Annotated in this window: 18 protein-coding genes, 1 tRNA gene and 1 pseudogene; 6 read left to right on the forward strand and 14 right to left on the reverse strand. The window is 65.7% G+C overall.

The window, feature by feature from the left end:
* The 3 genes from BCL67_RS08445 to BCL67_RS08455 all read left to right on the forward strand — a co-directional run.
* The coding region (locus BCL67_RS08445; RefSeq protein WP_181255946.1) for an ATP-binding protein at positions 1 to 222 on the forward strand (222 nt) is incomplete at its 5' end.
* A 115-nt stretch (positions 223 to 337) separates the two neighbouring features.
* Positions 338 to 538: a hypothetical protein gene (locus tag BCL67_RS08450; RefSeq protein WP_146131114.1), complete on the forward strand. Its 201-nt coding sequence runs from the start codon at positions 338 to 340 to the stop codon at positions 536 to 538.
* Positions 539 to 1,857: 1,319 nt separating this feature from the next.
* Positions 1,858 to 2,247: a hypothetical protein gene (locus BCL67_RS08455; RefSeq protein WP_146131115.1), complete on the forward strand. Its 390-nt coding sequence runs from the start codon at positions 1,858 to 1,860 to the stop codon at positions 2,245 to 2,247.
* Between the two features lie 132 nt (positions 2,248 to 2,379).
* On the opposite strand, the gene BCL67_RS08460 is transcribed toward BCL67_RS08455, so the two are convergent.
* The 12 genes from BCL67_RS08460 to BCL67_RS08515 form a co-directional block, all read right to left on the reverse strand.
* Positions 2,380 to 3,771, reverse strand: a complete 1,392-nt coding sequence (locus BCL67_RS08460; RefSeq protein WP_106123017.1) for a tyrosine-type recombinase/integrase — start codon at positions 3,769 to 3,771, stop codon at positions 2,380 to 2,382.
* Between the two features lie 85 nt (positions 3,772 to 3,856).
* A tRNA-Ala gene (locus BCL67_RS08465) sits at positions 3,857 to 3,929 on the reverse strand.
* Between the two features lie 138 nt (positions 3,930 to 4,067).
* Positions 4,068 to 4,439, reverse strand: a complete 372-nt coding sequence (gene rsfS, locus BCL67_RS08470; protein WP_106123183.1) for a ribosome silencing factor — start codon at positions 4,437 to 4,439, stop codon at positions 4,068 to 4,070.
* 11 nt (positions 4,440 to 4,450) lie between these two features.
* Positions 4,451 to 6,169, reverse strand: coding sequence for a hypothetical protein (locus tag BCL67_RS08475; protein WP_106123018.1), 1,719 nt, complete (start codon positions 6,167 to 6,169; stop codon positions 4,451 to 4,453).
* A 127-nt stretch (positions 6,170 to 6,296) separates the two neighbouring features.
* A complete protein-coding gene (gene nadD / locus BCL67_RS08480) occupies positions 6,297 to 6,947 on the reverse strand; it encodes a nicotinate-nucleotide adenylyltransferase (protein WP_106123019.1) in 651 nt (216 codons plus the stop codon).
* Positions 6,948 to 6,952: 5 nt separating this feature from the next.
* Positions 6,953 to 7,138, reverse strand: a complete 186-nt coding sequence (locus BCL67_RS08485) for a hypothetical protein (protein WP_106123020.1) — start codon at positions 7,136 to 7,138, stop codon at positions 6,953 to 6,955.
* A gap of 55 nt (positions 7,139 to 7,193) precedes the next feature.
* Positions 7,194 to 8,552, reverse strand: a complete 1,359-nt coding sequence (locus BCL67_RS08490) for a glutamate-5-semialdehyde dehydrogenase (RefSeq protein ID WP_106123021.1) — start codon at positions 8,550 to 8,552, stop codon at positions 7,194 to 7,196.
* Positions 8,553 to 8,554: 2 nt separating this feature from the next.
* Positions 8,555 to 9,709, reverse strand: a complete 1,155-nt coding sequence (proB, locus tag BCL67_RS08495; RefSeq protein ID WP_106123022.1) for a glutamate 5-kinase — start codon at positions 9,707 to 9,709, stop codon at positions 8,555 to 8,557.
* Entirely contained in the window at positions 9,706 to 11,376 is a 1,671-nt protein-coding gene (gene obgE / locus BCL67_RS08500; protein WP_106123023.1) for a GTPase ObgE, read from the reverse strand. The genes proB and obgE overlap by 4 nt, the downstream gene beginning before the upstream one ends.
* Before the next feature lie 107 nt (positions 11,377 to 11,483).
* The gene (rpmA, locus tag BCL67_RS08505) at positions 11,484 to 11,738 is read right to left on the reverse strand and encodes a 50S ribosomal protein L27 (protein ID WP_036475435.1); all 255 of its coding nucleotides are present in this window, start codon (positions 11,736 to 11,738) and stop codon (positions 11,484 to 11,486) included.
* A 52-nt stretch (positions 11,739 to 11,790) separates the two neighbouring features.
* Positions 11,791 to 12,099, reverse strand: a complete 309-nt coding sequence (gene rplU, locus BCL67_RS08510; RefSeq protein WP_106123184.1) for a 50S ribosomal protein L21 — start codon at positions 12,097 to 12,099, stop codon at positions 11,791 to 11,793.
* A gap of 208 nt (positions 12,100 to 12,307) precedes the next feature.
* A complete protein-coding gene (locus BCL67_RS08515) occupies positions 12,308 to 15,493 on the reverse strand; it encodes an Rne/Rng family ribonuclease (protein WP_106123024.1) in 3,186 nt (1,061 codons plus the stop codon).
* Between the two features lie 385 nt (positions 15,494 to 15,878).
* On the opposite strand from BCL67_RS08515, the gene BCL67_RS08520 reads away from it, so the two are divergent.
* From BCL67_RS08520 to BCL67_RS08530, 3 genes are all read left to right on the forward strand, one after another.
* The gene (locus BCL67_RS08520; RefSeq protein WP_106123025.1) at positions 15,879 to 16,490 is read left to right on the forward strand and encodes a vitamin K epoxide reductase family protein; all 612 of its coding nucleotides are present in this window, start codon (positions 15,879 to 15,881) and stop codon (positions 16,488 to 16,490) included.
* An 87-nt stretch (positions 16,491 to 16,577) separates the two neighbouring features.
* A complete protein-coding gene (locus tag BCL67_RS08525) occupies positions 16,578 to 17,687 on the forward strand; it encodes an S-(hydroxymethyl)mycothiol dehydrogenase (protein ID WP_106123026.1) in 1,110 nt (369 codons plus the stop codon).
* A gap of 8 nt (positions 17,688 to 17,695) precedes the next feature.
* Positions 17,696 to 18,352: an MBL fold metallo-hydrolase gene (locus BCL67_RS08530; RefSeq protein WP_106123027.1), complete on the forward strand. Its 657-nt coding sequence runs from the start codon at positions 17,696 to 17,698 to the stop codon at positions 18,350 to 18,352.
* A 16-nt stretch (positions 18,353 to 18,368) separates the two neighbouring features.
* Here BCL67_RS08530 and BCL67_RS08535 read toward each other — a convergent pair whose 3' ends face one another.
* Positions 18,369 to 19,163: a lipoate--protein ligase family protein gene (locus BCL67_RS08535; protein WP_106123028.1), complete on the reverse strand. Its 795-nt coding sequence runs from the start codon at positions 19,161 to 19,163 to the stop codon at positions 18,369 to 18,371.
* Between the two features lie 81 nt (positions 19,164 to 19,244).
* Positions 19,245 to 19,529 (reverse strand): annotated as a pseudogene (locus BCL67_RS08540) (ester cyclase); the annotation flags it as partial.
* Between the last annotated feature and the right edge of the window lie 64 nt (positions 19,530 to 19,593).

Consider the following 19,593-nt stretch of genomic DNA (forward strand, 5'->3'; position numbering starts at 1 on the left):
CATCCCGATGAGTCCATGCGCAGCATGTTGTTGGAGCTCTTAGAGCGCCGCTACGACACCGCTTCGACGGTGTTCTGCACCCAGTACGCTAAGAAGGATTGGCACCAGCGACTCGGATCCGGGGTTCATGCTGACGCGATCATGGACCGCATCGTGCACAACACCGTCTGGGTCGATACAGGCAGCCACAACATGCGGGAGCACTCCACCATGAACCAGTAGTGAGCAGATGCCGGTGGGAGCCGGTGGCTTCCACAGCGACGGCCGCTGGCCCCCACCGGCAATATCACTGGCCCCCCGAGGCAATATTGGGTGGCTCCCAAACCTCCGAATACTCATGAGCGACATGCGCAGCGAGTGGGAGCGCTTCAAACAGGCTGAGAACCCCGAGTTCGGCAGGCTCTCAGAACTCCGGGAAGGTTCACTCAGCGACCGTTTAGAAGAGCGCAAGAAGTTCAGCGTCGTGCCCTTGTTAGAAAATGAGGCAAGGAACGAGCGCAAGCCTCCGCACAAGGTAAGCCGGAAACCAACCGGCTGAACGAGCAGAGCAGTTCAACCGAAGAGCGCGGGAGCAACCCCGCGAAGTGAAACTAAACCGCTTCGCTCAACAGAAGCTAAAACCGCTGAGCGCTGGAACCACTTGCCAGTGTTGAAAAGAAAAAGTGCCTGCGGTTTGTTGGAGTAATAACACAGGCTGAAAAGAAACCAACCCTCTTGAACACCACGTACAGAGCATAAATACAATGCTGGGGAACGCGAAGCAAACGCCAATAATAAGCCGTGCTGGTAGCGCCAGCCCTCATCCGAAGAGGCGAAAAGTGATTACCGGAGGCAGCGGGAGCCCTAAGGGGGAAATACAGGTATGCCGGGGGCTCTCAGGAGCCAACACCGCTGACGGGCGTCAAACCCCCATGAAGCACCGGGGAGAGGAATCCCCAACCCGCAAGGGTTAGCGAGCTGCTTGGCAAAGCGCAGCACCCCAGGTTCTCTGGGGGGTAGGGGGGGTATTCCAAAGGGAAAGCCCGTACTCCCCTCTCCTCCCTCTCACGCACTCTCCCCAAGCACCACTGCTAACAGTTGCCACCACTGCCGCCACGCTCTTGGAGGCACTGAGAGCACCTGTCAACAGCTCCCCTCAGATTCCCTCTCCTGCTCCTGAGCCCTGAGAGCCCGTCTCAGCCCTTCCCTATACCGCTTGAAACAGTGCTGAGAGCATCGGCGCAGAGCCTCAGCCTCATTCCTCCCCTCACAGAGAACCCGTGAGAGCCGTTCTAAGCGCCCCTGGCACCCGCACCCAGCAACCACAACGCCTGAGCCCTGAACACCGCCCACAGCCGCTCCCAGCCCCTCCCTGTTAGAAAACTCAGCACAACCCCAAACAGGAGAAACAACCGTGAACAACAACCAAGCTATTCAACAAGATTTATTTTCATGTAGGAACGCTGGTGGAGCGAAAGAAGCCGCACACAACGCCGCACTCAGCGAGGTTCACAAGCCCTGCCCTCACTGCGGGCTTGAAGTCCACGACGCCAGCAGTGAGGCTTGCAACCCACCCTCTTGCTTCTAAGCGCCTTCTAAAAGCCTGAGCGCTTGACTACCGCTCTCCCATTGGCGGCGCTCCTGTGGGCATTGAGCCGCCGCCTCTAAACGCCCCTCTTTCAGCATTCATTCACGCCTATGTTGGAAGGGGGGCTTCTCCACGCTCGAAAGACCACAGAAAAGAATATTGAAGAATATGCCGTTTCATGTTGACATTGATTGAACGCGTGTGCTATGTTTGTGTCACAGCCATTCCGAACCGAGAGGAAAAGCTAACGCAACACTAAACACCGGCACTGCCGGAGAAAAGAGAAAATCATGGGAAAGCGAAGCAACCACAAGAACAAGGCAAACCGAGAGAAGAAGCAGAGTGCACAGGAACAGCATCACGCTAATCTTCGCTCTTGGGGAGTAAATGTCCCTCAGGGCATTCTTATGCGTCAGAAATCGATGATGCTTGCTGCTCACCCCGGCACTTGGAAGAACGACCGGCTCCATCAGCTGATATCGGTTGCTGACGTGCTGAGCTGGGCAATGGAGTTCCCGGAGTTGAATACCGGCGATGCGCTGTTGAAAGCGGTAGAGGAGCTTGGAGCAGGGTGGAAAACTGCTTCCTACGAAGCGTCGATGACGCTCGGTCAGGTCTACCGCGACACTGGCAGCTACGACCGCGAGGAAGCTTTCAAGCGCGTCTTAGCGTCTTTCTGAGGAACGTTCACACCCTCCCACGGTAGGAGAAGCGCCATGAGCGCAATAACCACGAAATAACCCCTGTTGATGGTGAAAAATCAGCAGGGGCTATTTTTATGCCCTCGTGCTGGCGGTGAACGCGGGGAAGCTCTACGCCTGAGCCTTCGCGCCATCCGTGAACTTCCGTGCCTCCACTTCAAGTTCCTTCTGTTGTTTCGGCGTGAGCGTGCGCCACTCCCCCATTTTCAACATAGGGTGCTGGATCGCCTTGTAGCTCGAAACCGTGTAGTACCGGCTCATCTCTGCGCTGCCGTGCCCAAGCACCATTTTCGCCTGTTCCAAGCCTATGCCGTTCAGGTGGAGGAGCGTTGCGCATATCCAGCGGTTCAGGTGCCCTCGCCATTTTTCCCGGTGGTGCAGGTCTTTTTCAGCGGTGAAGAAGCTCTCGCGGTAGTCGTGCCAGAACTGGGTGTCGTCGTTGCCGGTGTAGGGCTTGCCGTTCTCGTGAGTGAGGATGAAATCCTGCCCCTCTTCAAACTCCCAGCCGTGTTCCTTCTGCCACTGTTCCTGTTGCTTCTTCCACGCGAGCAGAGCCTTCCGGAAATCCTCATCCAGCGGTATATCTCGCCGTCCGTGCGAAGTTTTCAGCGTATCTTTCAGGTGGTAGCCCTTCCCCGCGTCCCACACATACTGCGTGCGCACCTTCAAGCGAGCCTCTCCCGGCTTCGTAAGGTTCACAACGTTGCTCCATAGTGCGCCCCCGCGTTCGCCTCTCCTGAGCCCTATAACGAAGTTCATCAAAAGCCACACATAGGTGAAGGGGTCTCCCTCGCTCTCCTTGCGAAGCATTGCCAGAGCGAGTTTCACTCTCTGAGGCACAGTTTCAATCTCGGCGGCATCTCCCCTGGTGTTCTTCGGCGCAAACTCAGAGAGCACGGGATTATTCCCTCTCAACGGCGGTTCCTCGCGGTCTATTGACCACTTGAACACCTGGCGCAGCACAGCAAGCACGTTGTAGCGCGCGTGGTCTCCCAGAAGCCGTTTTCCGATGTCGTTCTCCTTGTCCCAAAGGTTCAGCGTGAAGAGCTTGCGCACCTGACCAGTGGTGATAGCACCGACCGCAAGCTCCCCGAACGGCTTGCCGCTATCGCCGTCAATCTCCGCCCACACGTGGTCTCGGAGTATCTGCCGGTATTTTCGCTGCTGCGTCTCTGAGAGCGCCTCCTTGCCCTGTGAGCGCTCTTGGAGCCAGTGCTTGCTGTACTCCTCCAAGGTAAGTCCCGCGCGCCCTCTCACGGCGGGTGCAGCGCCTCGTGCGCGTTCCAAGTTCTTGTGGAAGCGCGGCAAGGCATCTGCGAACGCAGCTTGCTTCTTCTTTTGCTTGCTCGTGGCGGTGATGCGCTTCGGTTGCCCATGAACCTCTTCGAACTTCGCATACCGCCAGTAGAGGAACTTTCCTGTGTTGGCGTCGCGCACCTTGTAGAGCGAACCGCCGCCATAGCCCAGGAACTGCGGCTTCTTCTTCTTGCCCTTCTCACCCATGCTCGCAATGTAGCACTCTGTGTAGCAGTTCAGGGCACAAAAAAGCCCGTATTCACGGGGTAAAACCGTGAATACGGGCTATCTGTGGAGGTAAGGGGATTCGAACCCCTGACCTTCCGCATGCCATGCGGACGCGCTACCAGCTGCGCCATACCCCCAGATCATCACCCCGGCTCAGCATCTGCGCCGCGGCAACTCCCCTACTGTACTGTGAACCCGAATCGCTGCGCAAATCGGCGTCCAGCTGCAGGAGAATCGCCCGGCCCAGTCGCTGACCTGGAGCTATACGGCCGGCTTCAGGGTGCGTCGGGAAGCTGCAGATCGACCTTGTCGACGTCCGCGTAGAGCCGGTCGAGTCCGTAGACGGCGCGCTCCTCCTCGTGCTGGACGTGGACGACCATATGTCCATAGTCCAGCAGCACCCAGGTGCCGGTGCCGCGGCCTTCACGTCGCAGCGGCGAGGAGTCGTGGACCTCCTTGAGCTGGCGCTCGACCTCATCGACGATGGCGCCGATCTGCCGTTCAGAAGGGGCGGAGCAGACCAGGAAGGCATCGGTGATGCCGAGTCGCTCGCCCACGTCCAGCCCGACGATGTTCGTCGCGAGTTTGTCCGCGGCCGCGGAGGCCGCGGTGCGGAGTTCAGAGAGCACAAGTTCGGTGATAGCCATGACGTCCAAGCTTAGAGGATGAATGAGAGTACAACGCCGACGGCGATGATCAGCAGCAGGGCAAGGATCATCACGAGCCAGCCCATCATGGACTGGCGCGCTCCCTGACGCGTGCTGTGTTCGACCATCGCGTCGATTTCGAGACCGTGAGCTCCGCGCGCCTGGATCGGTTCGATGGAACCGGTGGCGTAGTCGGAGGGCTCGGGGGTCTCGTCAGATTCCATGTGGGCCCGCAGAGCCTTGCGGGTGATGATCTCGGACTCGGGGCGCAGACGACGGCGTCGTTCCTTCGCGTCCCGGTCCGCTTCGACCTGTTCCTTGCGCAGCCGTTCCTGATTCGCCTGCATCGCCCGTGCGGCAAGCGCCTGCTGCTTCTTCAGCAGCTCGGGGTCCACGCGGTGCGGATCATCCGCGGCGGCCACGGCCGCGTTGAGCTCCTGAAGCTCGGCGAGCTTGTCATCGGAGAGCACCGCGATGTTCTCGGTGACCCGCAGCCCACGGCGTGATTTCCGTGACGCGGGGACCGGGGCGTCGTCCTGGTCATCACGTTCGGTGCCCGGCAGGTCCTGGGGACGCGAGGACGTGTCGGGAGAGCTCATCCGCGGGGGCTCCGGCAGGCTCACATGCGCGCCGGCGGCAGAGGTGTCCTCGCCGTCCAGATCCTGATCCTCGGCAGCCTCGCCGTCGAGCGTCTGTTCTTCCGGAACTTCATCCTCAGGACCGTGATCCTCGAGGGCCTCGGCTTCAAGGGTCTGATCATCTGGGGTCTGGTCTGCAAGAACGTGATCATCGAGAGCGTCAGCTTCGGAGGACCGCGACTCAGGCTCCTCCGAGTCGACGCCGTCGGTGTCGGAATCGTCGACCTCTGAGTCTTCAACGTCATCGAGCTCGGTCGCGGGGCCTTCTGCCACCGGCTCTTCGGTCTCCGACTCGTCGGTCCAGGACGCCTCGGCATCGATCTCCTCGATGGAGGAGTCTTCGGACTCGGGTCCTGGCTGGTCGTCGGTCGGCTCTGTGAGGCCCGGCGTCTCGGTGAGGTTCTGCTCTGCCGATTCGGCGGCGACATCGGCCTCGGCCAGATCAGCGTCGGTGGAGTCAGCGTCGTCCAGGTCAGCCTCAGGGCGGTCCGCGTCGGTGAAGTCAGCCTCGGTCGCGGCGTCGCGCTCTCCGCCCTGCTGGGCAGCGATGGACTCCGACTCTTCAGCCTCCTGGGAGTGCGTCAGGTCTGCCTCGGCGGCGGCCACGGGGGCCGAGGCCGCCGACGGGTCCGCGGCCGAGCTTGGCAGCGAGAACCCCCAGGGTGCGACCGGTGCGCTGCTGGAGGTGGATCCGCTGCTGGACTCCGAGCCGGTGGTGAATGCGGGGAAGGCGTTGAACGAAAGGGGGTTGCGCGAGCCGTGGGCAGCTTCTGAGCCCGGCGAGGACGCGTCAGCATCCACCGTGTCAGCAGCGGCATCGTCTTCCGCGGCGGTCTCCTGATCAGCTGCGCTGCCAGTCAGGACCGAGTCATCCAGCATCGGCTCATCGGCGCTCGGCTCATCCGCGGTCGCCTCATCGACGGACGGCTGGTCGACCTCCTGGGCCGCGGCCTTCTTGGACTTCCCGCGGCGCAGCTGGCCGAGTTCGGCTTCCCGGCGGCGACGCAGCTCCTTGCGCGAGACCGGAAGGTAGCGGGCGCGCAGATCATCGCCACCTGGCGCGTCGTTCGGCTCGGTGTTCTCTGCGGTCATCGTGCAGCCTCCTGAAGTTCCTGGTCAGACAAAGCTGTCCGAGTCGGAACATGTCCCTGAATCAATTCGGTCTCGACGATGGAGCACCGGTGTCCATCGTATGCCGCGGCGCGAGGGTGCGAAGCACTCAACGCGCTGAGTCAGCAGAATCTGGTTGGTACAGCCGGTGCTTGGCGATGTACTGCACGACGCCGTCGGGCACGAGGTACCAGACGGGCTTCTCCTCGCGGACGCGCTCCCGGCAGTCGGTGGAGGAGATCGCCATCGCCGGGATCTCCATCAGGGAGATCTCCTTGGTCCGGCCGAAATCCTCGGAGACGTAGCCGGGACGGGTCACCGAGACGAAGTGCGCGAGCTCCCAGAGCTCATCGACGTTCTTCCAGGACATGATCTGAGCCATCGCATCGGCGCCGGTGATGAAGAACAGTTCGGCATCCGGATACATCTCACGGAAGTCGCGCAGCGTGTCGATGGTGTAGGTCGCTCCCCCGCGGTCGATGTCCACCCGGGAGACGGTGAAGCGCGGGTTCGCCGCCGTGGCGACGACGGTCAGCAGGTAGCGATGCTCGGCGGGAGCGACCTCGCGTCCGACCTTCTGCCAGGGCTCACCGGTGGGGACGAAGATGACCTCGTCGAGGGCGAACTCGGTGGCCACCTCGCTGGCCGCGACCAGGTGCCCGTGGTGGATCGGGTCGAAGGTGCCACCCATGATTCCCAGTCGCAGCCGACCTGATGCACGCTCTGAGGTCGCGGCGGCGCGCGGGTGACGTTCAGCCAAGAGGGTCAGTGATCGCTGTGGGGTGCGGCGGGAAGCTCGCGGCCCTTATTGGCGAAGCTCACGGTGATCAGCAGCAGGAACATCAGGAGCGCGAACATGATCAGTCCGAACCAGAGCGCATCGATGGGCAGCGCGCTGGTCTCCTCGGCTTCTGCGCCCAGGACGGTGGCGATGACGTGCAGGTTGAGCATGCTTCTCCCTCATATGGGATGAACGTGGATTTATCGGTCCCCAGTGTACGCCGGATCAGGCGCGGACCTGGCCTTCGCCGCGCACGACCCACTTGGTGGTGGTCAGCTCCGCCATGCCCATGGGGCCTCGGGCGTGCATCTTCTGCGTGGAGATGCCGACCTCGGCACCGAGTCCGAACTGCCCGCCGTCGGTGAAGCGGGTGGAGGCGTTGACGATCACGGCGGCCGCGTCCACCTCGGCGACGAAGCGGTCGGCGTTGGTGACCGAGTCGGTGACGATGGCTTCGGTGTGGCCGGTGGAGAATCGGGTGATGTGGGCGATGGCGTCATCGAGTGAGTCCACCACTCCGACCGCGATCTCGAGATCGTGGTATTCGGTGGCGTAGTCGTCCTCGGTGACCTCGGTGACGGTGCCGAACTTCACCGGGTCCTCGGTGAGGCTCTCGGGCTGGGTGGCGGGCAGCCATTCCCGGGCGCGCGCGTCGACATGCAGGTTCACGCCGCTGCGCAGCAGCCCGCGCAGCACCTCCTGGCCGGCGTCGGCGGCGTCGGCGTGGAGCAGCAGCGTCTCGGCGGCGTTGCAGACGCTGGGTCGGGAGGTCTTCGCGTTGACCACGATGTTGCGTGCGGTCTCGGCGTCGGCGTGGGCGTCGATGTAGATGTGGACGTTGCCCTCACCGGTCTCGATGACCGGCACCCGGGAGTTCTGCACCACGTGCTGGATGAGCTCGTGGCCCCCGCGCGGGATCAGCACGTCCACGGATCCACGCTGGGTCATCAGGGCGGTCGCGCCCTCACGTCCGAAGCCGTCGATGGACTGGACCGCGTCCACGGGCACCGCAGTGGTGCGCAGCGCCTCGCGGATGATCGCCAGCAACATCTCGTTGGTCTTCTGGGCGGCAGATCCACCGCGCAGGATGACGGCGTTGCCGGACTTCAGCCCGAGCGCGGCGATGTCCACGGTGACATTGGGGCGGGCCTCGTAGATGACGCCCATGACGCCGAGCGGAACGCTGACCTGGGTCAGGCGCAGCCCGTTGGGCAGGGTCCGGCCCTGCAGCACTCGGCCGACCGGGTCGCTGAGACCCATGATCTCTTCGACGGCGGCGGCGAGAGCCTCGATGCGGTCCTCGCTGAGCGCCAGCCGGTCCAGCAGCGATCGGCTGAGACCCGCTTCACGGCCTCGGTCGAGGTCCTCCTGATTGGCCGCCGTGAGCGAGGCGACGGATTCGCGCAGGCCGAAGGCCACAGCGGCGAGCGTCCGGTCCTTGTGCTCGCGGTCAAGGCCGCGGAGCCCCCGGGAGGCTTCGCGGGCGCGCTCGGCGACCTTGCGGATGCCCTCGGCGACGTCCTCCGTGGAGGAGGTCTCGGTCGAGGCGTTCTCGGTCTGCTGGGTCTGCTGATCTTCTGCCATGCTCACAGCCTAGTCTCGATGCGGACGATGTCATCTGCGTGAATCACTGCACGTTCATATTCCGGACCCAGGTCGGTGCCCAGCTCCGCGGTGGACCGGCCCAGCATCTGCGGAAGCTCGGTGGAGGAATACCCCACCAGTCCCCTGGCCCGGACGGCGCCTGCCCGGTCGATGATCTCCACCGGGTCGGAGGCTTCGAAGTCTCCGCTGAGCGAGAGGATCCCCGCCGGGAGCAGGGAACGGCGTCCCTCGACGACGGCGGCGACCGCCCCGTCGTCGATGCTCAGCTGACCCTTGGGGTGGGCGAGGTGCGCGATCCAGGCGGACCGGGCGCCGCGGCGTCGTCCACGGGCTTCGAAGAAGGTGCCCACGTCTTCGCCGTGGAAGAGCCGGCGGGCGTTCGGTGCGGAGGTCAGCAGCGCTGGGATGCCGCTGGAGGCGACGATCTGCGCGGCTTCGACCTTGGTCACCATGCCCCCGGTGCCGACCCCGGCCTTGCCGCGGCGGCCCAGGGTCACCCCGGTGAGGTCCTCCGGGCCGGAGACGTGGGAGACCGGTGAGCCGCCCTTCTCCGGGGGGCCGTCGTAGAGCGCGTCCACGTCGGAGAGCAGGATCAGCGCGTCGGCGCGCAGCAGGTTCGCGGTCAGCGCCGCGAGCCGGTCGTTGTCGCCGAACCGGATCTCATGGGTGGCCACCGCGTCGTTCTCGTTGACCACGGGGACCGCACCGAGGCTGAGCAGCTTCTCCAGGGTGCGCAGCGCGTTGGTGTACTGGGTGCGCCGCATCAGGTCCTCCACGGTCAGCAGCACCTGCGAGACCGTGGTCCGGTACTGCGCGAAGGCCCGGGTGTAGTGCGCCAGCAGCAGCCCCTGGCCGACGGCGGCCGCGGCCTGCTGGGTGGCGAGGTCGGCCGGGCGGGTGCCCAGACCCAGCGGCGCGAGCCCGGCGGCGATCGCGCCGGAGGAGACCAGCACGACCTCGGTGCCGCGGTCGCGCAGCACCTGCAGGTCAGCGACCAGCCGGTTCAGCGCATCCACGGAGATCCCCCCGTCAAGGGTGGTCAGCGAGGAGGACCCGATCTTCACCACCACGCGCCTGGCGTTGACCAGATCGGCGCGAGAGGTGACCATCGACTCGGTCAGCCGCGGCGTGCTCATGGCCGGTCGGCCTCCGCCTCATCGGTGCCGAAGCCCTCGTCCTGCAGATCATCAGGGTTGCCGTGCGGGTAGAAGATCTCCACGCCGTCCTCGTCGGTGACGCTGGTGGGCGCCCCGTCGTCCTTGCGCTTGGTCGGCACGCCGTTCTGGGTGCGGTACTCCACATCCATCTCGGCGCGGGTGGCGACCTTCGCGGCGCGGCGGTCGGCCTGCTCCTGCTTCTTCTCCGCGCGGGTGGGGCGGGAGTGGTCGTCCAGGCGCAGGTCGGTGCCACGAGGACCGCCGAGGTGCTCGGCGCCGGCGGCCATCGTGGGCTCCCAGTCGAAGACCACGCCGTCCTCCTCGGAGCCGATGACCACGGCCTCGCCCGGCTTGGCGCCCTGCTTGAAGAGCTCGTCCTCGATGCCCACGGCGACGAGCCGGTCGGCGAGGTAGCCCACCGCTTCGTCGTTGCCGAAGTCGGTCTGCAGGATCCAACGCTCGGGCTTGTCTCCGCGCACGCGCCAGAGCGGCTCGCCGCCCTTGGACTCGGCGGTGACGGTGAACTGCTTGCGGTTGACCGAGCGGGGCCGCACGGTGACCGGCACCGGAGCCGGCTCGATCTCGCGCTGGGCGCGGGCCTCGAGGACCAGTTCGGCCATGGCGAAGCCGAGGTCGCGCAGTCCGTCGCGGTTCAGCGCAGAGACGTCGAAGACCCGATAGCCGCGGTCGGTGAGGTCGGCGCGGACCATCTCGGCCATCGCGGCGCCGTCGGGCAGGTCGGTCTTGTTCAGCGCGATCAGGCGGGGCCGCTCGTTGAGCGGGACGGCGTTGGAGGAGTTGTCCTCGGTGCCGCCGGCTCCTTCGACCTTGTCCGGCGCGTAGGCCGCGAGCTCGGCCTCGATGGCGTCGAGATCACCGAGCGGATCGCGGTCGCTCTCCAGCGAGGCGCAGTCGAGCACATGCACCAGGGCGGCGCAGCGCTCCACGTGGCGCAGGAACTCGTGGCCCAGACCCTTGCCCTCGGCGGCGCCGGGGATGAGCCCGGGCACATCGGCGACGGTGAAGCGGGTGTCGCCGGCTTCGACGACGCCCAGGTTGGGCACCAGGGTCGTGAAGGGGTAGTCAGCGATCTTGGGCCGCGCGGCGCTCATCGCGGCGATCAGGCTGGACTTGCCGGCGGAGGGGAAGCCGACCAGGGCGATGTCCGCGACGGACTTCAGCTCCAGGACGATGTCATTGGCCTCGCCGGGGGTGCCCAGCAGCGCGAAGCCGGGGGCCTTGCGCTTCTTCGAGGCGAGCGAGGCATTGCCGAGGCCGCCCTGTCCGCCCTCGGAGACGGTGTAGCGGGCGCCGGGCTCGACCAGGTCGGCCAGGACGCGGCCGTCGCGGTCCTTGACCACGGTGCCCTCGGGGACGGGCAGCTCGAGCACGGGGCCGCGGGTGCCGTGGCGGAGATCGCCCTGACCCACTCCCCCGTTCTCGCCGTGCCGGTGGGGCCGGTGGTGGTATTCCAGCAGCGTGGTGGTCTGCGGGTCGACCACGAGGACCACGGAACCGCCGTCACCGCCGTTGCCGCCGTCGGGCCCGCCGAGGGGCTTGAACTTCTCGCGGTGCACGGAGACGCAGCCGTGGCCACCGTTACCGCCCGTGGTGTGGAGGACCACTCGGTCGACGAAATGTGCCATGGCTGGAGACTCCTTGAAGAATATTCTGACTTAAGACAAGTCGAGGGTGGGCCCATCAAGTGGGCCCACCCTCGACTTTACGTGCGAAACGTCTGTGCAGGCCTGGATCAGGCTGCTGGGACGATGTTGACGACCTTCCGACCGCGACGGCTGCCGAACTCGACGGCGCCTTCTGCCAGTGCGAAGAGGGTGTCATCGCCACCGCGTCCGACGTTGACGCCGGGGTGGAACTTGGTGCCGCGCTGGCGGATCAGGATCTCACCAGCGGAGACGTTCTGGCCGCCGAAGCGCTTCACGCCCAGGTACTGTGCGTTGGAATCGCGGCCGTTGCGAGTCGAGCTCGCACCTTTTTTATGTGCCATTGGGTCTGCCTACCTCTCGGGAAGAACGGGGAATCTGCGAACCTTGATCGCCTCAGGCGATCGAGGTCACCTTGATGCGGGTGAGCTCAGAACGGTGACCCTGGCGCTTGCGGTAGCCGGTCTTGTTCTTGAACTTCTCAATGACGATCTTCTTACCGCGCAGGTTCTCCAGGACCTCGGCCTCAACCGTGATCTTGGCGAGCTCATCTGCTGCGGTAGTGACCTTGTCCCCGTCCACCAGCATCACTGCCGGCAGCTTAATGGTGCTGCCTGCCGCGCCCGGAAGACGGTCAACGGTCACAAGGTCTCCGACGGAAACCTTTTCCTGGCGGCCGCCAGCGCGGACAATCGCGTACACCACTTGGGACTCACTTCTCTCGATGATCATTACGGACTAAACCAATCGCGCATGTATACGGTGAATCCTCCTCACGGGAGATTCCCGCCGATCTGCGCGGAAGACATGTTGGTGCCTATAACACCAAGGGTCAACCTTACGCGAGGACCCCTGGTACAGCAAGTTGGCCGAACCCGCTCCCCCGGCGGGGGTGACGGGCTCGGCCAGCCGGCTACTCGGGGCGGACGATCTCCTCGGCCTTGACCCCTACGCCGAACATCACCGGCTCGCTCGCCGGCTTCTTCGTGCGCGTCTCGCCAGCGCCCTGCTCGGCCTGGGCCGAGGAGAAGGTCTTGCCTTCTGGCTTCTGCGCCGCGGCGATCTGCTGAACCTCACCGGAGGCGCCCTGGACGGATCCAGCGGCACGACGACGGCGACGGGTCGGTGCCGGGCTGCGCGGTTCACGCGAGTCCAGCGCCTGGCCCAGGGTGTCCAGTGAGGCCTGCTTGTCCTGGCCTGAAGCGCCCGCCGAGGACGGTGCTTTCTGCTCGCGCTTCTCGGCGCGTGGCAGCGGCACCTCCTCGCCGCCGATGGTGAGCACCTGCTCGGCGGGGGCACCGGCCGGAGCCGTCGCGTCGGATGTGCCGGACCCCTGCTTGGCAGAGCTCGAACCTGAGCCCGAGTTGCCGGCCGAGCCGGCGGTCTCGGTCTGGCCTTTAGTGCTCTGGGCTGTGCCCTGAGCCGCGTTCTGACCCGCGCTGCCGGCGGGCTGGCTGGCGCTGCGGCGGCCTCGACGGCGTGCCGGGCGTGACCCTGAGCCGGAGCCGGACCCGGTGGCGGCGCCCGCCTGGGCGTCCTCGCGGGAGCTGTCGCCGTCGTCGTCCCGCGCGGTGCCCTGGGCAGTGTCGCCGCTGGCGGAGCGCTGCTCCTCCTCGGCGTGCTTCGACGCGGTGGCGGCTGCGACCTGGGCGAGAGCCTGGCGAGCCTTCTCCTGGCGCTCCTTCTCCTCGGCGCTGACCTCGGGGGTGGACTGCTGGGAGTCGTTCTCGTCCTCGGGGCGCCGACCCTTGGCCTTGCTGCGGCGCTTCTTCGGCGCCCGGGCCTTCTGCGGGTCGCCGTGGGAGGTGAAGGAGGCGCCGTGCTCGATCGGCTCGGCGTGGGTGATCACGCCGCGTCCGGCACAGTGCTCGCAGTCCTCCGAGAAGACCTCGAGCAGGCCGGTGCCCATCCGCTTACGGGTCATCTGGATCAGACCCAGCGAGGTGACCTCGGCGACCTGGTGCTTGGTGCGGTCACGCCCCAGGCACTCGACCAGCCGGCGCAGCACCAGATCCCGGTTGACCTCGAGGACCATGTCGATGAAGTCGACCACGATGATGCCGCCGATGTCGCGCAGCCGCAGCTGCCGGACGAGCTCCTCGGCGGCCTCGAGGTTGTTCTTGGTGACGGTCTCCTCGAGGTTGCCGCCCGAGCCGACGAACTTGCCGGTGTTGACGTCGACCACGGTCATGGCCTCGGTGCGGTCGAAGACCAGCGAGCCGCCGGAGGGCAGGTTGACCTTGCGCTCCAGCGCCTTGTTCAGCTGCTCGTCGATCCGGTGGTGGGAGAAGATGTCGTTGGTCTGCTGCTCCTCCGGGATCCACTGCTGGAGCCGGTCGAGCAGGTGCGGCGCCACGTAGGTGACATAGGCCTCGATGTTGTCCCAGGTCTCTTCGCCCTGGACCTCCATGGAGGAGAAGTCTTCGTTGAAGACGTCGCGGACCACCTTGATGGTCAGGTCAGGTTCGGCGTAGAAGAGCTCGGGGGCGAGCACCTTCTTGTCATCGGACTGGCGCTGGATCTGGGCCCAGAGCGCACGCAGCCGGTTGATGTCGTTGGTCAGCTCCTCCTCGGAGGCGCCCTCCGCGGCGGTGCGCACGATCACGCCGGCGTTGTCCGGCATGTGGTCCTTCAGGACCTTCTTGAGCCGGGCGCGCTCGGTGTCGGGCAGCTTCCGCGAGATGCCGGTCATGGAACCGCCGGGGACGAAGACCAGGTAGCGCCCGGGAAGCGAGATCTGGCTGGTCAGCCGGGCTCCCTTGTGTCCGACCGGGTCCTTGGTGACCTGGACGAGCACGGAGTCCCCGGATTTCAGGGCGTTCTCGATCTTGCGCGGACCACCGCCGAGACGGGATGCGGCCCAGTCGACCTCACCGGCGTAGAGCACGGCGTTGCGGCCGCGACCGATGTCCACGAACGCGGCCTCCATGGAGGGCAGCACGTTCTGGACCTTGCCGAGGTAGACGTTGCCGATCAGCGAATCCTGGGTGGTGTGCGAGACGTAGTGCTCGGCGAGCACGCCGTCTTCGAGCACGCCGATCTGGATCCGCTCGCCGCGCTGGCGCACGATCATCTTGCGGTCCACAGATTCACGGCGGGCCAGGAACTCGGCCTCGGTGATGACCTGGCGGCGGCGACCGGTGTCCCGGGAGGACCGACGGCGCTGGCGCTTGGCCTCGAGCCGGGTGGAGCCCTTGAGCCCGGTGACCTTGTCCGAGACCGGGGCCTCGGCGGATTCGCGCGGGGCGCGCACCCGAGTGACCGTGTGGGCGTCGTCCTCGTTGGACTCGACCTCGAGATCGGCGCTGCCGCGACGACGACGGCGGCGCTTGCGGATCACCGGCTCGTCATCATCGGCGGAGCTGGACCGGCGCTCGGCGCGGTTCTCCGAGTTGGATCCGTTCTTCGCCGAGGCGCTGGAGTCGGCGTCCTCGGAGTCATCGTTCTTGGAGTCAGCGTTTCGGGAGTCTCCGTTCCCGCCGGAGGACTGGGAGTCAGAGGACCCGGAATCGCCGTCCTGGGAGTCATCGGAGCTGCGGTTCTTGTTCCGCCCGCCGCGCCGACGCTTCCGGCGCGAGCGACGGCCCGGGCCGTCACCGTCCTGGTCATCCTCGGACTGTGAGTCCCAACCCTGGGAATCCTCGTCTTCGGCATCCTGATCACCGAAGCTGCCGCCATCGGAGTCGCTGCTCCGGGTGTCGCTGTTCCGGGAGTCGCTGTTCTGCGTGTCGGAGCCTGCCGCGTCGCCCTTGGACGGGCTGCCGGCGGCGGAGCCGCTGCGCCGCGAACCGCGACGTCGCGATCCGGACTCGGGCTCGTCGTCGTTCTGATCAGCAGAGTCGTCGGTGTCGGCGCTGCGACGCTTCGACGGCGTCCGGGCCTTCACGGTGGCCAGATCCGGCGCCTGGAAGAGGACGCTCACGGCGTCGTCCTGGACGGCTGCCCGGGGGGCCTCTGCATCTTTGGCGTCGGGCTGTTTGGCATCAGCGTCGCCGCGGGAGGGCTCGGAGCTCTCCTTCGACGGCTGCGGAGCACTGAACGGATTGAAGATGTCGTTGCTGCCCGCGGCGTCGTCTTCGGGGGTCTCGGGGTGGGACATTATGGAATTGCTCCTGACCGCTCCCACGGTGCCACACTCACCGCGTCTGCGGCTCTGCTTAGGTGGATTCAGCCGGTCGCGTTGACCCTGGCTCTCACAAAGGGTGCGACCTGCTCGTTCCACGTATTGGTGTTTGTCTTAAACCTATGTTCCAAGCTCCACCGGCTTTCCGGGCGCTGCTCCGATGCTTCTCGGAGCGCGCTCTGCGCGGCCTTCCAGTGGATGCTCATCGCTCCCCTGTCCTCATGCTGTGAACGTTTCTCACGGCGGCGTCTCTGAGGCTGGGGTGACGTCATGCAAGCCTTCTCGGTCTGCGGGTGTGGTCCGCTCGCCGATGCAACTCAGTATCGCATACCCCTCCAGTTATCTTGCGTAGAATCCCCGCATGGCCCTACACCCAACTGATCAGCTGATTCGCCCCCGCGTCGCCTCCACGCGATCGGTGGGACTCTGGCTGCTGCTGACCTCCGTGATCGGCGCGGTGGCCAGCGGACTGCTCATGTATGAGCGCATCCAGCTCTGGCAGGACGCTGACTACACCACGGCCTGTGACATCAACCCATGGGTCTCCTGCGGGCTCGTGATGGACTCCTGGCAGGCGTCGAGCTTCGGCTTCCCGAACATCTTCTTGGGCGTCATCGGGTTCCCGATGGCGATCCTGGTCGCAGTGACCATCCTGGGCCGGGTGCAGCTGCCGCGCTGGTACTGGCTGGGACTGCAGGCCGGCGTCACCTTCGCACTGGCCTTCTGCATCTGGCTGTGGTCCCAGGCGGTGTTCGTCATCGGCGCGCTCTGCCCCTACTGCATGGTCGTGTGGGCGGCGGTCATCCCGATGTTCGTCATCGTCACGGCTCGCAACATCGCCACCGGCGCGCTGCCGGCCGGTCCCGGGCTGCAGAAGTTCTCTGCTGACTGGTGGTGGGTGTTCATCGTGCTGATCTACCTGGTGGTGCTGGGCAGCATCATCGTGCAGTTCCCTCAGGCCTTCACCGGCTGAGGCGCCGACCGGCCCTCCTGAGATATCGTGGAAACCGGCGTGCAAGACTCGCCGAACGTGTGACCTGCAGATATTTAGGAGCTGGCAATGTCCCAGACCGTAAGTGCCGTCGTCGTCAAAGAGAAGAACGGTCCCGCCGTTCTCGAGCAGATCATCGTGCCGGACCCGATCGCTGGTGAGGTCGTGGTCGATGTCCTCACCTGCGGCGTGTGCCAGACCGATCAGCACTACCAGCAGGGTGAGGTGGGCGACAACTTCCCCTACCTGCTGGGCCACGAAGCCACCGGCCGGGTCTCGAAGATCGGTGAGGGTGTGACCAACGTGAAGGTCGGCGACACCGTGATCCTGAACTGGCGCGCAGTCTGCGGCGAATGCCGCGCCTGCCGCAGGGGTGAGCCGAAGTACTGCTTCGACACCCACAACGCCGAGCAGCAGATGACGCTGACCGACGGCACTCCGCTCGAGGCGGCCCTGGGCATCGGAGCCTTCGCCGAGAAGACCCTGGTCGCCGCAGGACAGTGCACCGTGATCGAGGATGTCCCCGCAGAGTCATACGCCGCCGTCGGCCTGCTCGGCTGCGGGATCATGGCCGGCATCGGTGCCGCGATCAACACCGGTGAGGTCAAGCTCGGCGAGTCCGTCGCCGTGATCGGCGCCGGCGGGGTCGGCACCGCCGCGGTGCTGGGCGCGAAGCTGGCCGGAGCGACGACGATCATCGCGGTGGACCTGGATGAGCGAAAGCTCGCCAAGGCCGCCGAGCTCGGCGCCACCCACACGATCAACTCCAGCGAGTCCGACGCGGTGGAGACCATCCGCGAGCTGACCGGCGGCTTCGGCGCCGATCTGGTCATCGACGCCGTGGGCCGGCCGGAGACCTATAAGCAGGCGTTCTACGCCAGGGATCTCGCCGGACGCGTGGTGCTGGTCGGGGTGCCCGATCCCTCCCTCACCCTGGAGCTTCCGCTGGCCGATGTCTTCGGCCGCGGCGGCTCGCTGAAGTCCTCCTGGTACGGCGACTGCCTGCCCTCCCGGGACTTCCCCATGCTGGTCAGCCACTATCGCAGCGGCAACCTCGACCTCGACGCCTTCGTCACCGAACGGGTGAGCCTCGACCAGGTCCAGGAAGCATTCGACACGATGAACCGCGGCGAGGTGCTGCGCTCGGTCGTCGAGCTGCAGTCCTCCCCGCAGAATTGAGGAGCCCCATGAGCACCAGCTTCGAGAATCTCGTCACCTCCGGAACGTTCTCGCTCGACGGCGGAACCTGGGATGTGGACAACAACGTCTGGATCATCGGTGACGAGCACGAGGTCATCATCATCGATCCGGCCCACGACGCCGACGCCGTGGCCAAGGCGGTCGGGGAACGTGCCGTGAGCGCGATCCTGCTGACCCACGGACATGACGACCACATCAGTCAGGCCCTCGAGGTGCAGAAGCGCCTCGGCGGCCGGATCCACCTCAACCCTGAGGACCAGATGCTCTGGGACTCGGTCCATGAGGGCACCGTGCCGGATGTCCACATCGGCGACGGCGACGTGTTCACCGTGGGTGACGCCACCCTGGTGGCGATCCACACTCCGGGCCACTCCCCCGGGTCCACCTGCTTCTATTCCGAGGCACTGGCCAGCCCTGACGGGACCACGCGGCCGGTGCTGTTCTCCGGGGACACGCTGTTCTCCGGCGGCCCCGGGGCCACCGGGCGGTCCTACTCCAGCTTCGAGACCATCATCGAGTCGATCCGGACTCGACTGTTCCAGGAGCTGCCCGCCGAGACCGTGGTCAACACCGGGCACGGCCCGTCGACCTCGATCGGGACCGAGTCGCCGCAGCTGCAGGAATGGATCGACCGCGGCGAGTGACCAGCTGATGAGGTGATCAGCCGCGTGCAGCGACGGTGGAAGGGATCGGCGAGGGTTCGTCGATCCCTTCCACCGTCCGGCGGCGACGGTAGACCTCAAGCACGGCCGCTTCGATCTTCTCCACGGTGGTGTCCACGCCCAGGTCGGTGATCGAACCGGCGGTGAGCGGGTCCCAGGGGATTCCCAGCGCAGCGTAGGCCCGGGAGAGCACCCGGCGTATCGGTGCGCCGTCTTCGACGATGATCGAGGAGGAGAAGAGCCAGCCCGAGCTGATCACCCGCTGGGCGGTTCCGATGAGCTTGATCCGCAGATCAGGATCCGCTCGCGAGACTCCGTGGATCGAATGATCCCCCGGGCAGTACTCCCCGGGGATGGGACCCAGACGGGCCGAGACGCCCGCGATCTCCAGCGCCTCGCGCAGCAGCTCGCCGAACTCGGTGAACCTGGCCTGGGAGTGCCGGATCGGATCCGGGTCCGGCTCGATGTGGTCGATGACCAGGGAGCCCCGATGATAGGCCGCCGCGCGGCCTCCGGCGCGGCGCACCAGCGGGGTGAAGCCTTCTTCCCGACAGACCGCAGCCGCGGCCGCGAAGCCCGGCAGCCGTTCATCCCGCTGTCCGAAGGCCACCGTGGGTTCCGGCCGGTAGAGCCGCAGCAGCGGGGCGACCCCAGCGTCGGCCGGGCGCTCAGCATCCCGGGAGCGTGCTGCGGCCCGAGTGCGGTTCAGCAGAGCCAGTGCCCGCTCGAGATCAGCCTCGGCGCCGCGGCTCGTGTGCTGCCGATAGACCTGGAGCTGCTCCGGCATGGTCATGTCAGGTTCGTCATGGTGGGTGTCAGTCGCTTGGGGGTCGTGAACTGGGAGGACATGCCAGTTTACTCGACCGGACGAACCTCAGCCGGCGCCGACCTGCAGCTGGGTCATGAGCGAAAGGCTGTCGGCGTTGAGCCAGTACTCGACGATCAGATGATCTGCGACTCGCAGAAGGTCCGTGCCGTGGAACAGCACTGCCGTGCCCCCCGGGGCGGCGGCCCCAGGTACTCCTCCGCCGTAGTGTCCGGTGGCCGCCCAGCGCACCACGACCAGGTCGCCGTCGACGATGGGGCCCACCTCGATGCTGAAGTTGAGGTCCGACATGAGCGGACGCATCTGGGTGACGCGCTGCTTCATCCCCGCGAGGCTGAAGGCAGACCAGAGAGATTTCTGAGCCGGGTTCCGTCAGACCGGTCATAATGACTGTTGT

It is taken from the genome of Nesterenkonia sandarakina, from assembly GCF_003003175.1.
Taxonomy (GTDB): Bacteria; Actinomycetota; Actinomycetes; order Actinomycetales; family Micrococcaceae; genus Nesterenkonia; species Nesterenkonia sandarakina_A.